The 16,414-nt window shown below is 67.8% G+C and carries 19 protein-coding genes; 6 read left to right on the top strand and 13 right to left on the bottom strand.

Annotation, left to right across the window (positions count from 1 at the left end; genetic code table 11):
- The first annotated feature begins 47 nt into the window (after positions 1 to 47).
- Complete coding sequence (locus Rhe02_RS06040; protein WP_203907078.1) at positions 48 to 797, top strand: SDR family oxidoreductase; 750 nt, start codon at positions 48 to 50, stop codon at positions 795 to 797.
- Between the two features lie 41 nt (positions 798 to 838).
- The gene (locus Rhe02_RS06035) at positions 839 to 1,366 is read left to right on the top strand and encodes a DinB family protein (protein WP_203907077.1); all 528 of its coding nucleotides are present in this window, start codon (positions 839 to 841) and stop codon (positions 1,364 to 1,366) included.
- A gap of 1 nt (position 1,367) precedes the next feature.
- Here Rhe02_RS06035 and Rhe02_RS06030 read toward each other — a convergent pair whose 3' ends face one another.
- Together Rhe02_RS06030 and Rhe02_RS49655 are read right to left on the bottom strand one after the other, a co-directional pair.
- Positions 1,368 to 2,468, bottom strand: a complete 1,101-nt coding sequence (locus Rhe02_RS06030; protein ID WP_203907076.1) for a DNA glycosylase AlkZ-like family protein — start codon at positions 2,466 to 2,468, stop codon at positions 1,368 to 1,370.
- 143 nt (positions 2,469 to 2,611) lie between these two features.
- Positions 2,612 to 2,845: a VOC family protein gene (locus Rhe02_RS49655; RefSeq protein WP_373320606.1), complete on the bottom strand. Its 234-nt coding sequence runs from the start codon at positions 2,843 to 2,845 to the stop codon at positions 2,612 to 2,614.
- Positions 2,846 to 3,116: 271 nt separating this feature from the next.
- Here Rhe02_RS49655 and Rhe02_RS06020 point away from each other — a divergent pair, with 271 nt between their 5' ends.
- The gene (locus Rhe02_RS06020; RefSeq protein WP_203907075.1) at positions 3,117 to 4,004 is read left to right on the top strand and encodes a hypothetical protein; all 888 of its coding nucleotides are present in this window, start codon (positions 3,117 to 3,119) and stop codon (positions 4,002 to 4,004) included.
- Here the strand turns inward: Rhe02_RS06020 and Rhe02_RS06015 are convergent, their stop codons facing one another.
- Positions 4,005 to 4,733 (bottom strand): nucleotidyltransferase domain-containing protein, encoded by a 729-nt coding sequence (locus Rhe02_RS06015; RefSeq protein ID WP_203907074.1) that lies wholly within the window; start codon positions 4,731 to 4,733, stop codon positions 4,005 to 4,007.
- A 170-nt stretch (positions 4,734 to 4,903) separates the two neighbouring features.
- On the opposite strand from Rhe02_RS06015, the gene Rhe02_RS06010 reads away from it, so the two are divergent.
- Entirely contained in the window at positions 4,904 to 5,941 is a 1,038-nt protein-coding gene (locus Rhe02_RS06010) for a coiled-coil domain-containing protein (protein WP_203907073.1), read from the top strand.
- A gap of 4 nt (positions 5,942 to 5,945) precedes the next feature.
- Here the strand turns inward: Rhe02_RS06010 and Rhe02_RS06005 are convergent, their stop codons facing one another.
- From Rhe02_RS06005 to hrcA, 9 genes are all read right to left on the bottom strand, one after another.
- Positions 5,946 to 6,245 (bottom strand): cytidine deaminase-like protein, encoded by a 300-nt coding sequence (locus tag Rhe02_RS06005; RefSeq protein WP_203907072.1) that lies wholly within the window; start codon positions 6,243 to 6,245, stop codon positions 5,946 to 5,948.
- Positions 6,238 to 7,563, bottom strand: a complete 1,326-nt coding sequence (locus Rhe02_RS06000) for a hemolysin family protein (RefSeq protein WP_203907071.1) — start codon at positions 7,561 to 7,563, stop codon at positions 6,238 to 6,240. Before Rhe02_RS06000 ends, Rhe02_RS06005 begins: the two co-directional genes overlap by 8 nt.
- Positions 7,560 to 8,084 (bottom strand): rRNA maturation RNase YbeY, encoded by a 525-nt coding sequence (gene ybeY, locus Rhe02_RS05995; protein ID WP_203907070.1) that lies wholly within the window; start codon positions 8,082 to 8,084, stop codon positions 7,560 to 7,562. Before ybeY ends, Rhe02_RS06000 begins: the two co-directional genes overlap by 4 nt.
- Before the next feature lie 10 nt (positions 8,085 to 8,094).
- Positions 8,095 to 9,114 (bottom strand): PhoH family protein, encoded by a 1,020-nt coding sequence (locus Rhe02_RS05990; protein WP_203907069.1) that lies wholly within the window; start codon positions 9,112 to 9,114, stop codon positions 8,095 to 8,097.
- 70 nt (positions 9,115 to 9,184) lie between these two features.
- Positions 9,185 to 10,561: a serine hydrolase domain-containing protein gene (locus tag Rhe02_RS05985; protein WP_203907068.1), complete on the bottom strand. Its 1,377-nt coding sequence runs from the start codon at positions 10,559 to 10,561 to the stop codon at positions 9,185 to 9,187.
- On the bottom strand, positions 10,558 to 10,896 hold the full coding sequence (locus Rhe02_RS05980; protein ID WP_203907067.1) for a histidine triad nucleotide-binding protein: 339 nt from the start codon (positions 10,894 to 10,896) through the stop codon (positions 10,558 to 10,560). Before Rhe02_RS05980 ends, Rhe02_RS05985 begins: the two co-directional genes overlap by 4 nt.
- Before the next feature lie 9 nt (positions 10,897 to 10,905).
- Positions 10,906 to 11,634 (bottom strand): 16S rRNA (uracil(1498)-N(3))-methyltransferase, encoded by a 729-nt coding sequence (locus Rhe02_RS05975; protein ID WP_203907066.1) that lies wholly within the window; start codon positions 11,632 to 11,634, stop codon positions 10,906 to 10,908.
- Complete coding sequence (gene dnaJ / locus Rhe02_RS05970; RefSeq protein ID WP_203907065.1) at positions 11,634 to 12,764, bottom strand: molecular chaperone DnaJ; 1,131 nt, start codon at positions 12,762 to 12,764, stop codon at positions 11,634 to 11,636. Before dnaJ ends, Rhe02_RS05975 begins: the two co-directional genes overlap by 1 nt.
- 20 nt (positions 12,765 to 12,784) lie before the next feature.
- On the bottom strand, positions 12,785 to 13,807 hold the full coding sequence (gene hrcA, locus Rhe02_RS05965; RefSeq protein WP_203907064.1) for a heat-inducible transcriptional repressor HrcA: 1,023 nt from the start codon (positions 13,805 to 13,807) through the stop codon (positions 12,785 to 12,787).
- Positions 13,808 to 13,927: 120 nt separating this feature from the next.
- Here hrcA and Rhe02_RS50480 point away from each other — a divergent pair, with 120 nt between their 5' ends.
- The gene (locus Rhe02_RS50480; protein ID WP_203907063.1) at positions 13,928 to 14,461 is read left to right on the top strand and encodes a DUF4870 domain-containing protein; all 534 of its coding nucleotides are present in this window, start codon (positions 13,928 to 13,930) and stop codon (positions 14,459 to 14,461) included.
- Here Rhe02_RS50480 and hemW read toward each other — a convergent pair.
- Positions 14,454 to 15,632, bottom strand: coding sequence for a radical SAM family heme chaperone HemW (gene hemW, locus Rhe02_RS05955; protein ID WP_203907062.1), 1,179 nt, complete (start codon positions 15,630 to 15,632; stop codon positions 14,454 to 14,456). The genes Rhe02_RS50480 and hemW overlap by 8 nt on opposite strands.
- 18 nt (positions 15,633 to 15,650) lie before the next feature.
- Between hemW and Rhe02_RS05950 the strand changes: the two genes are divergently transcribed.
- Positions 15,651 to 16,412 (top strand): enoyl-CoA hydratase-related protein, encoded by a 762-nt coding sequence (locus Rhe02_RS05950; RefSeq protein ID WP_203907061.1) that lies wholly within the window; start codon positions 15,651 to 15,653, stop codon positions 16,410 to 16,412.
- The last annotated feature ends 2 nt before the right edge of the window (positions 16,413 to 16,414 follow it).

Below are 16,414 nucleotides of genomic sequence, written 5' to 3'. Positions count from 1 at the left end.
GAGAGGCTCCGGGTGACTTCGTGTCCGGCTGGGGAGGGGCGCAAACAGTGAAGGTTGTAGTCATCGGCGGCACCGGGCTGATCGGGTCGAAGGTCGTGACGGCGCTGCAGGGGCAGGGCCACGAGGCGGTCGCGGCCGCGCCCAACACCGGCGTGAACACCATCACCGGAGAGGGCCTGGAGGCGGCGCTGGAAGGCGCTTCCGTGGTGGTCGACGTGTCCAACTCGCCGTCCTTCGAGAGCGCGGCGGTGCTGGAGTTCTTCCAGACCTCAACACGTAACCTGCTGGCGGCGGCGATGCGGGCCGGCGTCGGGCATTACGTGGCGCTGTCGGTGGTGGGCACCGAGCGGCTGCCCGAAAGCGGCTACTTCCGGGCGAAGGTCGCCCAGGAGCAGCTGATCTCAAGCTCCTCGATCCCCTACACGCTGGTGCATGCCACCCAGTTCTTCGAGTTCCTCGACGCCATCGCCCAATCGGCGACAGAGGGCGACACCGTGCGCATCGCGCCGGTACTGTTCCAGCCCATGGCCGCCGACGATGTCGCCGGCATGGTGGCTGACGTGTCGGTCGGGGTGCCGTTGAACGGCAGGCTCGAAATCGCCGGGCCGGAGCAGTTCCGCTTCGACCAACTCATCCGTGACTACCTGCGCGCCAAGGACGACCCGCGCGAGGTGGTCACCGACCCCCACGCGCCCTACTTCGGCGCCGAGCTCAGCCAGGACAGCCTCATTCCCGCGGACGGGCATCGCGTCGGCCAGCTCCACCTGCAGGACTGGCTGAAGCGCCAGGCCGGCTGAGGAGCCGGAAAACGGTTTGCGCGCCTGTTCATCATGGCGGTATGACGTGGATCGCACCCGACGTAGCGCGGGGACAACGGACGGACATGGCCTGCGGCGAACGCGAGATGCTGGACAACTGGCTGAAGCTTCGCCGCGTTCTCCTGCTGCGCAAATGCTCAGGCCTGACCGCCGATCAGCTCAAGACCGCCTCCGTCGAGCCGTCGACCCTGACCCTGCTGGGGATCCTGCGGCACATGACCGAGGTGGAGCGCTTCTGGTTCCGGACCAAGTACCTTCACGAAGACGTGCCCGACGCCTACGCCACCGACGAATTCCCCGACGCCGACTTCGACCTCGTCGCTGATGCCGACGCACAAGCCGACTACGCCTTCTTCCTGAAAGAAACCGCAACATGCGACGCAGCGGTGGCCGAACGCGACCTGGACGAGCCGGTCGACGACCCCAAGGCCCCGACCGGCAAGGTAAACCTGCGCTGGGTCTACCTGCACGTGATGGAGGAATACGCGCACCACACCGGCCACGCCGACCTCATTCGCGAGCGCATCGACGGATTCACCGGCGCCTAGCTTAGCCGGGCAGGTCCAGCTCGAGGTTGAGCCAGTGGGCGAGGTCTTTGATTTCCCGTGTCACCGCGGCGGTGGCCGCCTTGGTGAAGGGGGCATCCTCGTGGATGGCGTCTACTCGCAGCACCCGTGCTTTACGGTCGGCCGTGGCGTCGAGTTTGCCGATAAGCCGGTCGCCGTAAAGGATCGGCAGGGCGTAGTACCCCCAACGTCTTTTTGCGACTGGCTTGTACATCTCCAGACCGTAGTCGAATTCGAATAGCTCGACCATTCGCTTGCGGTCATAGACAAGCCGGTCGAAAGGCGACAACAGCGCGGCCCGCCCGGAGAACGGTTGGCCCAGCTGCGCGGGGTCGACCCGCCAGGCACCCTTGACCCCTTCGATCACGGCTGGCTCCCCCACCTGCGCCACGTCCGCCGGCTCCACCGAGGTTTCCGGTGCTTGGGCGCGGGCGATGCCCAGCGACCGCAGGCGTTTGGCGTTGCGGATGTCCAGCGCCTTTTCCTCGGGCACGATTTCGTCGAGATAGACCCGCTCGGCCAGATCAAACAGGCGTTCCCGGCCACGCCTGCCGGCGATGGCGACCTCGCCTCGCAGCACCATGAAGCCCAGCAGCATGGACACGTTCCGATCGTCGTTCCAGCCGGTGGACTTCCACGGGATCTCGGTGGTGTCGGGCAACGCGGACAACGGAAGCGGGCCTTCGGCGTCGAGCCGATCGAGAATGTCGCGCCGGCAGGTATCGTTGGCCAGCACCCATTCCCGCTGGCCTTCCTCCCAATCGCGCAGACCGGTGCGGGTCTCCCAGGCGGCCATCTCGGCGCGGTACAGGGCGATGTCCTCGGCGGGCCGGATCATCCCGCGCAACTCCATCAGGGTCCCGTCCTCCAGCGCCTCCACCAGCTCGGCCGGGGCGTAGGACGACCCGAGACGGCTCCACACCACCAGATCGGCGCTGGGCGCGACCGCTGCAGTGGGTTCGACCTGGAGCAGAGTCAGCCGCCTCACCACGTCGAGCAGCGAGGCCGGGCGGTGGCTGTCAAGGAGCTGAGCGCGGATGGCGATGCGGCGCGCGTCGCGCCGCGAAAGCTCGTGCACGGTCACCCTTGCCAGGCTAGGCCATCATCGGGCCGGCCTGGCATCCTGTGAACTATGCAGAGCGTCTATGAAGCAGCCGGCGGCGACGAGGGATTACTGCGCCTGGCCGAGGCTTGGCATTCGCGGGTCATGGCCGACGAGAAGCCGCCTCACGCGACGCAGAACTCGTTGCCCTCCGGGTCGAGCATCACGACGTGGCCGAGGTGCTCGTCGTAGGATTCCTCCCGGACAAACGTGGCACCGGCGGCCACCAACTCGGCCGCCTTGGCCCGGATGAGCAGCTCGCGCTCGGCCATGTCCCAAGGCGGCTCGCCGGCCACCCGGATATCGATGTGCATCCTGTTTTTGGCTGTTTTTCCTTCGGGTACCTTGAGAAAGCCGATGGCTGGGCCAACCCCTCCGGATCGATGATGGAAGCGCCCTCCGGGTCGTCGTAACCCGGCTCAGTCACATACCCGAGCGCGATCGCCCAGAAGGCCGCAATCTTGTCCGGCTCGGCGGCGTCGCAGCCGAGCGTCCAATGTGTCGCCATGACGGGCAAGGTATCAGCGTTGTCGGGTTTCTGATAGCCGGAACCTTTTGGCGCGCAACGGCCAGGCCACTCATGTCAGCAGATGTGCCCGCGCGGGCACGAGCCTGACACGTGGAGGAACCATGACACGGACACGAAAACTGATCCGGCTAAGCCTGGCGCTCAGCGTCGGTCTGCTCGGATCTCAGCTGGTGCACGTCGCACCGGCCGCCGCAGCTGTCCCCGGCCTGGTCCGGATCTCGGCCACCAGCGTCAACGATTCCAGCGATCCCAAGACGGTCACCGCCCACTGTCCCGACGAAACAGTGCTGCTGAGCGCCGGGTACCAGATCAATGGCGCCACCGGTGAGGCGGTGGTCGACGACCTCCCGCTGACCAACTCGGCCTCGGTCACGGTGGTCGCCTACGAGGAGGATCCGTTTGCCGGCAACTGGAATCTGACCGCCTATGCCATCTGCGCCGAGGAGCTTTCGGGCCTGGAACGGATCACCGAGATCAGCAGCACCGAGTCGCAGGGCTTCAAAGGCGCCACCGTGGCCTGCGATATCGGCAAGGCGCTGATCGGCGGGGGCTTCGTCATCACCGGCGCGACCGGTGAAGCCTTGATCGACGACATTCTGCCGAGCAGCAACGTAGGTCTTGAGCCGCATACCGTCGCCGTCACCGCCTACGAGACCGACCTGGACTACCCGGCGAACTGGTCGGTGACCACGCACGCCACCTGTGCCTACCCCCCGACCGGTCTGATCCGGCGGTCGGCCACCAGCACCACCAGCTCAGCCGACTCCAGGAGCGTCACCGCCTCCTGCCTGGGCGATGAGGTCCTGGTCGGCGCCGGATACCAGATTCACGGCGGGCTGGGTGACGTGGTCATCGACGACATGCGGCCCAACGGCGACGCCACCACGGCGCCGACCTCGGTCACCCTTTCCGCCTACGAAACCGACCCGAATTTCCTTACCGATTGGGATATCACCGCGCACGCGGTCTGCGCCGACATCGCTGACTGATCACCCCACGGGAACGCGTGTGGGCGTGCCGGTTTCGGCATTGCCCGCACGCTCACCAACCGCCCGGTAACCCTCGAACAGCGGCCCGCCGTGGCGCTCGAGGAGCTGGCGGATATAGCCGGCCGGGTCTTGGCGCGCGGCAAGCCAGTCGTCGGCCACGGCCGGATCCCACTGCCTCAGCTCACGCAACAGCCATTTCCCGCCGCCCGTCCAGCGCCCGGCCAGACTGAGCGTGCACTCGCCCGCGGCCTGCCAGGCGGTAGCGGCGATCACGGTGCGCTCGCCGGGATCCACCGCGTGGACGAGATCATCGAGGAGATCGGTCAGCCCGTAGCGTGCCCGATCTCTCTCCGCTTCCGTCAACGGCGGCGGACCGCCGGCGAGCACCTTGGCGCAGCGTTCCTGCCACATCACGGGATCGCCGGTGAGAGCCACCCCGGTGCCGAGCATCCGGTGCAGGTGTGGCTTGCGGGCGGCCAGCTCGGTGGCCAGATAGTGACGCAACGTTTGCTCGTCGTGCACGAACAGCTCCACCGGCCAGCCGCGGTAACGACGCGAATCACGGTGTGGCGCTTGAGGATCGCCATCGGGCAGCAGCACGACGATGTCCAGATCCGATCCCAGCGTCCGCGCCGAGGTGATCACGCTGCCGGTCAGGATTGCCCAACGCGCCTGCGGGAACAGCTCGTCGACGACGTTGCGCGCGTCGAGGACCGGATTCTTGTTCATGGACCAAGGATCGGCGACCGGTGGCGCGGTGGGCAAACCAATTTGGGGCGAAGCCACCCGGCTCCACACTTTTTTGGCGGCGTGTTGTTGCAGCTCATCATGGATGTCGATCTCCGTTGGCGGATCTGTGAGCTGGGCTGCCCCGGTGGTACCGGGTAGCGTGTGGCGGCGTGACCCCCACCTGGTCCTATTCGCGCTGGAAAGCGGCAGTCGTCGCGATCGCGGTATTGCTGGCGTTGACCGCCGGCGCCCCGGCCACGGCCGAGCCGACGACGCCCGAAGAGGGCGGTTCGCAGGCGCTGACCACGCTGCGCGCCAATCTGGCCGCGGCGGCGGAGGGGTACATCAAAGCCGAGACCGAGTTCGCCGCCTCCAAAGCCAAGCAGGCTCAACAGCAGGAAAGGCTGGCGGTCGCCGAGAACGATGTGGCCCGGGTCCGGGCGCGCATCGCCGACTTCGCCGCCGAGGCCTACCGCACCGGCCGGATCACGCCGGTGGCGCTGATGCTGCAGGCCACCAGCACGGAAGACTTCCTCGGCCGGGCGCAGACCCTCGACAAGATCAGTCGCGCTGATCTTGATCGGATAGGCGATCTGGCGGAGGCCAAATCCCGTGCGGCGGAAGCGAAAGCCGCCATCGATGCGGAGGTCGGCGCGCAGGCGGCCGCGGTGCAGGAGATGGCCAAACGAAAGCTGGCCGCGGAAAAGGCGCTGGCGTCGGCCTCGGCGAAACGCGCCGATGTGGTGGACCCGTCCGGGATGCCGGTGGCGCAGCCCGCGCCGCGCAACCCCGACGGCACCTGGCCGAGCGAGTCGTGTTCGCTGGACGATCCGACCACCAGCGGCTGCATCACGCCGCGCACCCTGCACGCGATGGCCGAGGCGAAGCGGGCCGGGTTCACCTGGTACGTCTCCTGTTTCCGGCCCGGCAACCGCTATGAGCACCCGAAGGGCCGCGCCTGCGACTTCGCGGCGACCCCGGACGGGTTCGTCAACAGATCGGCCGGCGGGGAGAACAAAACCTACGGCGACCGGCTGGCCGCCTTCTTCGTCAAGAATGCCAAGGCCTTAGGCGTGATGTACGTGGTGTGGTACTGCCAGATCTGGCAATACGGCGTCGGCTGGCACCGCTACAACTCGGCCGGTTCCAACTGTGGCGACGACCCCGCGGGCGACCACACCAACCACGTTCACCTGTCGGTCTACTAGGGCTTCACCCGGCGATGAGATGGATCGGGGCGGTAGCCGCGACATCGCGCACGGGGGTCTCGTCGACCTTGGCCTCGGCGGTGACCACGACGGCAGCCTCCAATGTGGACGCTCCCGCGGCCAGCGCGCTCGCCACCGCCAGCTGCAGGGCGGTGACCTCGAACGAGGGCTGGCGGACGGTGACGCCGGTGTAGCTGCGGCCGTCCTCGTCGCGCACGGCCGCGCCTTCAACGGCCCCGACCCGGGCGCGGGCGGATTTGGCCAGAGTTACCAGCTTCTCGTCCTCGGCGGACAGCTCAGACATCGGCAAGGTGCCTTTCTCCGGATACGGCCGGCGACTCCTGCGCGATGGTGCGCCGGACCAGGACTGTATCGATGTGGTTGCGGCGGCCCGTGGTGCCCTCGGCGACCAGGGTGAGCCCGCCGACAGTGGCCGATGAGCCGGGGATCGGCACCCGGCCAAGGGCCTGCGCCAGCAACCCGCCCACGGTTTCGACCTCGTCGGCGGGCAGGGCGACATCGAAGATCTCACCCAGGTCCTCGATGGGCAGCCGGGCGGTGACCCGGACCTGATCCTCGCCGACCCTCTCGATGGGCGGCCGTTCGACGTCATATTCGTCGGTGATCTCGCCGACGATCTCCTCCAGGATGTCCTCGATGGTGACCAGCCCCGCGGTGCCACCGTATTCGTCGATGACGATGGCGATGTGGGTGCGGGCCGCCTGCATCTCGGAGAGCAGATCGTCGACCGGCTTGGACTCGGGCACGAAGACCGCGTCGCGCATCAGCATGAGCACCTGGGTGGTGGCGGCGTTGCCTTCCTGGACCCGCCGGGCGATGTCCTTGAGGTAGACCACCCCCAGCACGTCGTCGACGCTCTCGCCCACCACCGGAATGCGTGAGAAGCCCGAGCGAAGCGCCAGCGCGAGCGCCTGTTCGGCGGTCTTGCTGGCCTCGATCCACACCATTTCGGTGCGCGGCACCATCACCTCGCGGGCGATGGTGTCGCCCAGGGAGAAGACCGAGTGGATCATTTCGCGCTCGCCGTGCTCCACGACACCGCGCTGTTCGGCCAGGTCGACCAGCTCACGCAGCTCCACCTGGGTGGCGAAAGGCCCCTCGCGGAATCCGCGGCCGGGAGTGACCGCGTTACCGATGACGATCAGAAGGTTGGCCAGCGGGTTGAGAATGCGCCCGAGCCAGCGCACCACCGGCGCGGTGTAGCGGCCCACCGAATAGGCGTGCTGGCGGCCGATCGTGCGCGGGGCGACACCCACCACCACGTAGCTGATCAGCGTCATCGCCCCGGCGGTGACCAGGGCGGCCTTCCACGCCGAGCCCTGGAACGTTTCCACCGCCACCAGCGCCACCAACGTGGTCGCGGTCAGCTCGCAGAGCAATCTCAAGAGCAGCAGAAGATTTATATGTCGTACGGCGTCCGAAGCCACGGCATGCAGCGCCTGCGCGCCGCGCTTGCCCTCCCGGGCCAGCTCGGCCGCCCGCGCGGGCGACACGACGCCAAGCGCGGACTCGGTCATGGCGAAGATTCCTGCCAGCACCACCAGGCCCGCCGCCGAGCCGAGCAGGGCGGCGTCAGGCAGGCCGCCTAAATCACCACTCACTGTCTTGCCTGCCAGCTTTCCAGCAACTTGCCCTGCAGGGAGAACATTTCCCGCTCCTCTTCTGGCTCTGCGTGGTCGTAGCCAAGCAGATGCAGCACCCCGTGGATAGTGAGCATATTCAATTCGTCGGCGACGCCATACTTTCCGTCGGCGGGTCTTACCGCCTCGCCCTCATCTTGGTCGCGGCGCATGCGCGGATCGGCGTTGCCGTACTTGAGCGCCTGGGCGGTGGCCACCTCCGGGCACAGCACGATATCGCCGAGCAGGGTGGGCGCGCCGGTCGCCTCGGCCGGGCCGTGGTCGATGGTGTTCTCATCCATCGGGAAGGCCAGCACGTCGGTCGGGCCGTCCTTGCCCATCCAGCGATGGTTGAGCTCGGCCATGTAATCGGAGTCGACGAGCAGCACCGAAAGCTCGGCCAGCGGATTGACCCCCATCTGGCTCAGCGTGTGCCGGGCGATCGCCACGATCACATCGGCGTCGACTTCGTACCCGGACTCGTTGGCGATCTCGATCGACATATTTCCTCAGCTATCTACGTCGGCCCGCGCGGCGGCCCTGCATCGCGTGCACCTGTGGCGGGGCCTCCTGCGTGGCGTCCCACCTGGCATAGGCGTCAACGATCTCACCGACCAGCTTGTGTCTCACGACATCCGCGCTGGTGAGGCGGGAAAAGTGGACGTCTTCCACGCCATCGAGGATGTCCTGCACGACGCGCAACCCGCTTGAGGTGCCACCGGGCAGGTCGACCTGGGTCACGTCACCGGTGACGACGATCTTGGAACCGAACCCGAGCCGGGTGAGGAACATCTTCATCTGCTCGGGCGTGGTGTTCTGCGCCTCATCGAGGATGATGAACGCGTCGTTGAGCGTCCGGCCCCGCATGTAGGCCAGTGGTGCGACCTCGATGGTGCCCTGGGTCATCAGCCGCGGGATCGACTCGGGATCGATCATGTCGTGCAGCGCGTCATAGAGCGGCCGCAGATATGGATCGATCTTCTCGTTGAGCGTTCCGGGCAGAAAGCCAAGCCGCTCACCGGCCTCGACCGCGGGACGGGTCAGGATGATCCGGTTGATCTGCTTCGCCTGCAGAGCCTGGACCGCCTTCGCCATCGCCAGGTAGGTCTTTCCCGTGCCGGCCGGGCCGATGCCAAAGACGATGGTGTGCTGGTCGATGGCGTCGACATATTTCTTCTGGCCCAGCGTCTTGGGGCGGATGGTGCGCCCGCGACGGGAGAGGATGTTGAGGGTCAGCACCTCGGCCGGACGCTCGGCGGTGCCCTCGGTGAGCATTTCCGCGGTGCGCCGGACTGCGTCTTCGGTCAGCGTCTCGCCCTTCTCGATCAGCTCTAGCAACTCGGAAAAGAGTCGCTCGGCAAGCGCGTTGTCGGCCGCCGATCCGCTAATGGTGATTTCGTTTCCCCGCACCATGACATCGCTGGCGAGGGCTTTCTCGATGAACCGGAGGTTGCGATCTCCGGTGCCAAGAAGCTGAACCATGATGCGCGGGTCAGCAACGGTGATCTTGCTCTGTGTCGAACTGACGCTCATAACTCGGCCAAGCGGCCTACCGCCACCTGCTTCCTGGACTCGACGTTGGACTCCATGGTAATCGCCACTGCTAGCCACCCACGAACACGTTTACGCCATCAAAGGTCTGCTGACGGCGAGTGAATCGATAGGTGGCCCAGTGCATGACTGTTATTTCCCCGTCGGGGCCTCGCGTCAACCTCAGCAGCTCCCCGGCCTCACGCCCGGACATCGTGCGATAAATGTCCGTTTCACCGGCGACCGGGGCGAAGGTAGCGGGGGTCAGCCACTGCGGGTCGTCGACCCCGGTGGCCGTCAGCGAGCCCTCGGACCAGCGGAAGACGTATTCGTACCCCTCACCCCACCAGCGCCCCAGCGCGCTGCTCAGCTCGGCCGGCACCGGGGTGCCGGGCAGCCACACCGGGATGCTCATCGGATCGCCGGTCAGCGCCTCGTTGATCAGGCGGTGGGCCAGGTCGAAAATCTCCGACGCGGTGCCCGAGGAGGCCAGGACGGCCGCGCCCACGCCGCCGGGGTTGCCCGGCCCGCCCTGGCGGCCGTAGGCGGCGGCGAGGAAGCCGGGCATGGCGCCGTTGTGCCCGACGTGCACCGAGCGGTCAGGCTGGGGATAAAGCATCGGCCCAAGCCCAAAGCTGGTCAGCCACACCCCTTCATGGCGCGGGGTCAGCGGCCAGCGCATCTCGGCCAGCGTCGCGGCGGAGAGCACCTCACCGGACGACTCGACGCTTTCCGGGTCGGCCAGGAAGGCACCCCAGGTGGCCATGTCGGCGGCCGTGCTCCAGAGCTGGGCGGCGGGCGCCACCGCGCCGAAGTCGGCGGGCGGCTCGGGCCGGGCATTGTCGGAGTAGGCATCGACCAGATAGCCGGTCACCGCTTGCGAAGGTGGCGCCAGGGTGGTGGCGGCAAGGCCCAGTGGACCGCAGATGCGCTCCTGCACCAGAGGCCACCACTGACCGTCGAGCACCTTGGCGGCCAGCTGCCCCAGCACGGCGAAGCCGAGGTTGGAGTAGTGGAAACGGCGCGCTTGCGGGTGCACGGCCTCGGCCCGGGCCAGCTCCTTGAGCAAGCCCTCCAGATCGGGGGCGACCAGGGTGTCCCACACGTCGCCGAAGGGCTCGCGTTGCAGGCCCGCGGTGTGCGACAGCAGCCGCCGGATGGTCAGCTCGCCGTGGGCCGGGACGTCGAGGTAGCGCGACACCGGATCGTCAAGGCGCAGCAGACCCGCGTCGCGGCACTGCATCACCAGCACGGCGGTGAAGGTCTTGGTGATCGAGCCGATGCGGAACCGGCTGTCGGCACTGAGCTCGATGCCGGTGCCGGAGGTGCCGACCTGGCAGGTCCACAGCTCACGATCGTTGCGCCGCAAGGCCACGCTCAAGGCGGGCACCCGGGCCGTGGCCTGGGTCTGGCGGACCATCGTCTCCAGGGCGCGCTGCGACTCAGTCATAGATCTCCATATGTCTGCCCGCCGAGCACGTGGGCGTGGGCGTGAAAGACGCTCTGGCCGACCGACTCACCGGTGTTGAAGACCACCCGGAACCCATCACCCAACAGCCCTTCCTTCTCGGCCACCGCGGCCACACCGGCCAGCAGCTCACCCGCCAGCGCCGTGTCGCCGGCACCCAGCGCGGCGATGTCGGCATAGTGCTCCTTGGGTATGACAAGCACGTGCACAGGAGCCTTCGGGTGGATGTCGCGGAAGGCGAGCACAGACGGCGTCTCAAGGACCACCGTCGCCGGGATCTCACCGGCGACGATGCGGCAGAACAGGCAGTCGGTCACGAGTTGTTTCTACCAGCGCCCGAGCCGGACCGCGAGAACCGAAAGCGCGGCCACCCCCGCGGTCGAGGTGCGAAGAACGCTGTCGCCCAGCCGCACCGCACGCGCGCCCGCGGCCTGAAACGCCGCAAGCTCGGTGTCATCGATGCCGCCCTCGGGACCGATCACGATGACGATCTCACCGGAGGCGGGAAGCTCCACTGTAGACAGTTTTTCACCCGCTTCTTCGTGAAGTATCAACGAGTTGGCGTCGAGTCGCTTGGCCAGGGCCTTGGTGGACACGTCGGGTTCGCCGCCGATGACCGGCACCCAGGCGCGCCTGGCCTGTTTGGCCGCCTCCCGGGCGGTGGCCACCCATCTGTCCCGGGACTTGAACCCGCGATCACCGCGCCACTGCGCCACGCTGCGGGCGGCGGCCCACGGCAGGATCTCGTCGACCCCGGTCTCGGTCATGGCCTGCACCGCCAGCTCGCCGCGGTCGCCTTTGGCGATGCCCTGGGCCACCGTGAGAACCGGCTCAGGCCTTGCCGCGTACCCACGAGAAATCAGGGAAAGCAGAAGGCTGGCGCCGGCAACGGCCTTGACCCGAGCCTGGGCCATGCCGCCCCTGCCATCGGCAAGGAGCAGCTCCTCGCCTTCCCGCAAGCGCTGCACGGTGGCGGCGTGGCGGCCTTCCGGGCCATCGAGGGTGAACTCGTCCCCCGATGGCAGCTCGCCGACCAGAAATAGCGGAAGCGACATCAGTGACCGTTGAAGGCGTCTCGCATCCGGGAGAAGAAGCCGCCTTGCTTGGACAGCTCGGCCACCTCTTCGCCGCGCATCCGGGCAAACTCGCGCAGAATCTGTTCCTGCGTGGAATCAAGCTTTGTCGGGGTACGCACGTCGAGGTGCACGAACAGATCACCGCGCCCCTGCCCGCGCAGGTGTGGCACGCCCTTGCCCCGGATGCGAAGCGTGGAGGCGGGCTGGGTGCCGGCCTTGACCTCCAGCAGCTCCTCGGAGTCGAGCGTCTTGATGGTCAGCCTGGTGCCCAGCGCCGCCGCCGTCATCGGCACGGTCACCTTGCAGTGCAGGTCGTCGCCCTTGCGGGCGTAGACGTCATGCGGGCGCTCGTGGATCTCCACGTAAAGATCGCCGGATGGGCCTCCACCCGGGCCGACCTCGCCCTGTCCGGCCAGGCGGATGCGCATGCCGTCCTCGACGCCGGCCGGGATCTTCACGGTCAGGCTGCGCCGGGTGCGCACGCGTCCGTCGCCGCCACACGTCGCGCAGGGATGCGGGATGATCGTGCCGTAGCCCGAGCACGCGCCACACGGCCGCGACGAGACCACCTGGCCCAGGAACGTGCGCTGCACCGACTGCACCTCGCCCCGCCCGCCACAGGTGTCACAGGTCTGCGGATGGGTGCCCGCCGCCGCGCCCGCGCCTGCGCACGTGGTGCACAGCACCGCGGTGTCGACGGTGATCGGCGCTTCGACCCCGAACGAGGTCTCGACCAGATCGAGGTCGAGCCGCAGGATCGCGTCGGCGCCGGGCCGGGTGCGCTGGCGGGGCCCGCGGGCGGCGGTGCCGCCGAAGAACGCGTCCATGATGTCCTGGAAGCCCACAAACGGGCCGCCCGGGCCACCAGGCCCGCCCATGCCGCCGCCACCGGGGCTGAGCGGATCGCCGCCGAGGTCGACGATCTGGCGCTTCTGATCGTCGGAGAGCACCTCATAGGCGTTGTTGATGTCCTTGAACTTCTCCGCGGCCGCCGGGTCGTCGTTGACGTCGGGGTGATATTGGCGCGCCAGCTTGCGGTATGACCGCTTGATGTCGTCCGCGGTGGCATCCCGGGGAACGCCCAGAATGCCGTAGTAATCCTTGGCCACGTGATCCGTCTCTTCGTCACTCAGTGTTGGGTCAACAGGTCGCCGACGTAACGAGCTACCGCCCGCACGGTGGCGATGTTCGCGGGATAGTCCATGCGGGTGGGGCCCAGCACGCCAAGCCCGCCCACGACGGTACTTCCTGGACCGTAGCCGGTGCTGACGACCGAGGTCGTGCGGAGGTCTGCCACCTCATTCTCGTCGCCAATGCGCACGATCGCACTCCCAGCCTTGACCTGATCGAAAAGCTTGAGCAGGATCACTTCCTCCTCCAGCGCTTCGAGCACGGGCCGCAGCGAGCCCGCCAGGTCGAGCGGGGTGTGGAAACGGGCCAGGTTGGCCGTGCCGGCGATGGTGATGCGCTCCTCATGCCGCTCCACCAGCGTCTCCAGGAGCACCACCGCCAGCGCGTTCATCGCGGGCTGGTTGAGGTTGGCCTGCTCGGCCAGCTCAGCCACCAGCGGTGGGGTGTCGACCAGCTTGCTGCCGACCAGCTTTTCGTTGAGGGCTCGGGTGAGGTTTTCCACATCTTCCACCGAGGTGGGCTCGGGCAGCTCGACGATGCGCTGCTCGACCCGGCCGGTATCGGTGATCATGACTATCAGCAGGCGGGTGGTAGACACCGGGACAAGCTCGAGGTGCCGCACTGAGGAACGGGCCAGGCTCGGATATTGCACCACGGCGACCTGCCGGGTGAGCTGGGCGAGCAGGCGCACCGCCCGGTGCACCACGTCGTCGAGATCCACCGCGCCGACCAGGAAGCGCTCGATCGCCCGGCGCTCGGCCGGCGAAAGCGGTTTGACCTTGGAAAGGCGGTCGACGAAGAGGCGGTAACCGCGATCGGTCGGGACACGCCCGGCCGACGTGTGCGGCTGACGAATGTAGCCCTCTTCCTCCAGAACCGCCATATCGTTGCGCACGGTGGCCGGTGACACGCCAAGGGAGTGCCGCTCCACCAGTGCCCGGCTTCCGACGGGTTCCTGGGTCGCGACATAGTCCTCGACGATGGCTCGCAGCACGTCAAGCTTGCGGTCGTCCAACGCCATCTTCACCTCCACCCACGGCTAGCACTCGACTGTAGTGAGTGCCAGTCTACGTGTCAGTGTCACGAATCGGTCAGGTGTGTTGACTGGCGCGGTTTGATCGTTAGTCCTAGCCTGTCGGGCATGAGTGAACCCACCCCGCCCGGCGTGCCGCAGGATCCTACTGCGTCCCCGCCGGTCGCGCCGCCTTCGGCACCGAGCCCTCCTCCTAGTGCTCCGCCGTCGGCCCCGTACTCGGCCGCCCCGCCGCCGCCTGGTGGAGGTTACTCCGCCGGCCCGCCGATCAGTGGCAGCGTCGCCCCGGTTGGCTATGCCAACAATGATGAGAAAACATGGGCATTGGTCGCCCACTTCGGAGGAGCGGGTGCTGCCCTCATAACAGTGGGCTGGCTCGGCTGGCTCCCGCCATTGATCGCCATGCTGGTCAAGGGCAATGAGTCGCCAACCGTTCGCGCACATGCCGTCGCGGCGCTGAACTTCCAGATCCTCTGGGCAGCCGTCTCGGTGATCAGCTCTATCCTGATTTGCCTCGTTATCACCTTCCTCACCCTCGGCATCGGGGTCCTGATGGCCGTGATCTTCGGCATCATCGCCGGAATCAAGGCCAACGAGGGCCAGCTCTACCGTTACCCCGCCTCAATCAACATCATCAAGTAAGCAGATCGCGGACCACTGCGTCCGCCATTAGCCGGCCGCGCAACGTCAAGGTTGCGCGGCCGTCTTTGACTTCCAGCAGGCCCGGCTGCACCCTCGCCAGATCGAGGCCGGCCGTGGGCAGGCCCTCGGCCAGGCGCAGACCAAGCAGGATCGACTCGATGTGCCGCTGGTCGGCGGTGAGGATCTCGCGGCCCAGGCCCGGGGACTTGCCTTCGCCGAGGCGTTGCGCATATCGCTTGGGGTGCTTGACATTCCACCATCGCACGCCGCCGACGTGGCTGTGCGCGCCGGGGCCCAGCCCCCACCAGTCGCCGCCGCGCCAGTAGAGCAGGTTGTGCCGGCATCGGGCCTGCTCATCGGCGGCCCAGTTGGACACCTCGTACCAGTTCAGCCCCGCCTTGGTCAGCCGTTGCTCGGCAGCCAGGTAGCGGTCGGCGGCCACGTCGTCGTCGGGCGCGGCCAGCTCGCCCCGGCGGACCCGCGCGGCCAGCCGGGTGCCGTCCTCGACGATCAGCGAATAGGCGCTCACATGGTCCACCCCGGCTCCCGTCGCCCGATCCAGCGACTCGTCGAAGTCGTCGGCGCTCTCCCCCGGCGTGCCGTAGATCAAGTCCAGGTTGACGTGGGTGAATCCGGCCTCGCGCGCCTGGATCGCGGCCTGCGGGGCCCGCCCGGGCGTGTGCTGGCGATCCAGGATGCGCAGCACCGGCGCCGAAGCGGACTGCATGCCCAGCGAAATGCGGGTGAAGCCGCCGTCGCGAAGCTGGCGAAGCGATTGCGGCGTCACCGATTCCGGGTTCGCCTCGGTGGTGATCTCGGCGTCGCCCACGATGCCCCAGGTGGCATTGATCGCGTCGAGGAGGCGGCACAGCTGTGCCGGGCTGAGCATGGTCGGCGTCCCGCCCCCGACGAAGATCGTGTCCACCGGCCGTCCGGGCACTATCCCGCGCGCCAGCCGCAGCTCCGCCTCGATCGCGTCGAGGTATCCGTCGATGTCGGCGCCGCCCAGCTCGCTCGCGGTGTAGGTGTTGAAGTCGCAGTAGCCGCAACGGCTGGCGCAGAACGGCACGTGCAGGTACACGCCGAAGCCGCGCCGGCCGAAGCCGGCCAGGGCGGACTCGGGCAGGATTCCGTTCTCGGGTACCGGTTCCCCGTCAGGTAGCTGCGCCATGACCACTAGTCTGCCCTCATGCCCTACATTCGGAGCAGCCATGCGGGCGGGATCACCACCCTCGTGTTGGACTCCCCCGCCAATCGCAACGCGCTGTCCACCGGCCTGATGCGCGAGCTGCTCGCCGGGCTGAGCGCGGCCGCCACCGACGAGGCCACCCGGGTGGTGGTGCTCGATCACACCGGCACGGTCTTCTGCTCGGGCGCGGATCTGTCCGAGACGGCCGCGGCCGCCTCCAGCGGGGACATGCCCGCGAACATGATGGGCGATGTGCTGGCGGCGGTCGCCGAGAGCCCCAAGCCGGTCATCGCGGTGGTACGCGGCCCGGCCCGGGCCGGCGGCGTGGGCCTGATCGCCGCCGCCGATCTCGCGGTGTGTGCCGGCACGGCCACCTTCGCCTTCTCCGAGGTGCGCCTCGGGGTGATCCCGGCGCTGATTTCGGCCACGGTGCTGCCCCGGCTGGCCCCGCGGGCGGCCGCCGAGCTCTACCTGACCGGCGACGTCTTCGACGGCGCGAAGGCGGCGCAGGCCGGTCTGGTCAACGCGTCGGTGGCGGCCGAAGATATCGACGCGGTGGTATCCGCCTGGTGCGCTTCGCTGGTGCTGGGTGCGCCGGGCGCGCTGGCCGCCACCAAGCAGCTGCTGCGCCGCAGCCCGACCCTTTCGGACATCAACGAGCTGTCAGCGCTTTCCCTGGAGTTCTTCAGCTCCGCCGAGGGACGCGAAGGCGTGGCAGCCTTCCGGGCCAAGCGTGCCGCATCCTGGGTTCCGCCGACATAGAG

Origin of the sequence: Rhizocola hellebori (assembly GCF_016862955.1) — a bacterium.
Classification (GTDB): domain Bacteria; phylum Actinomycetota; class Actinomycetes; order Mycobacteriales; family Micromonosporaceae; genus Rhizocola; species Rhizocola hellebori.
This window is presented reverse-complemented; position numbering and strand designations above follow the sequence as displayed.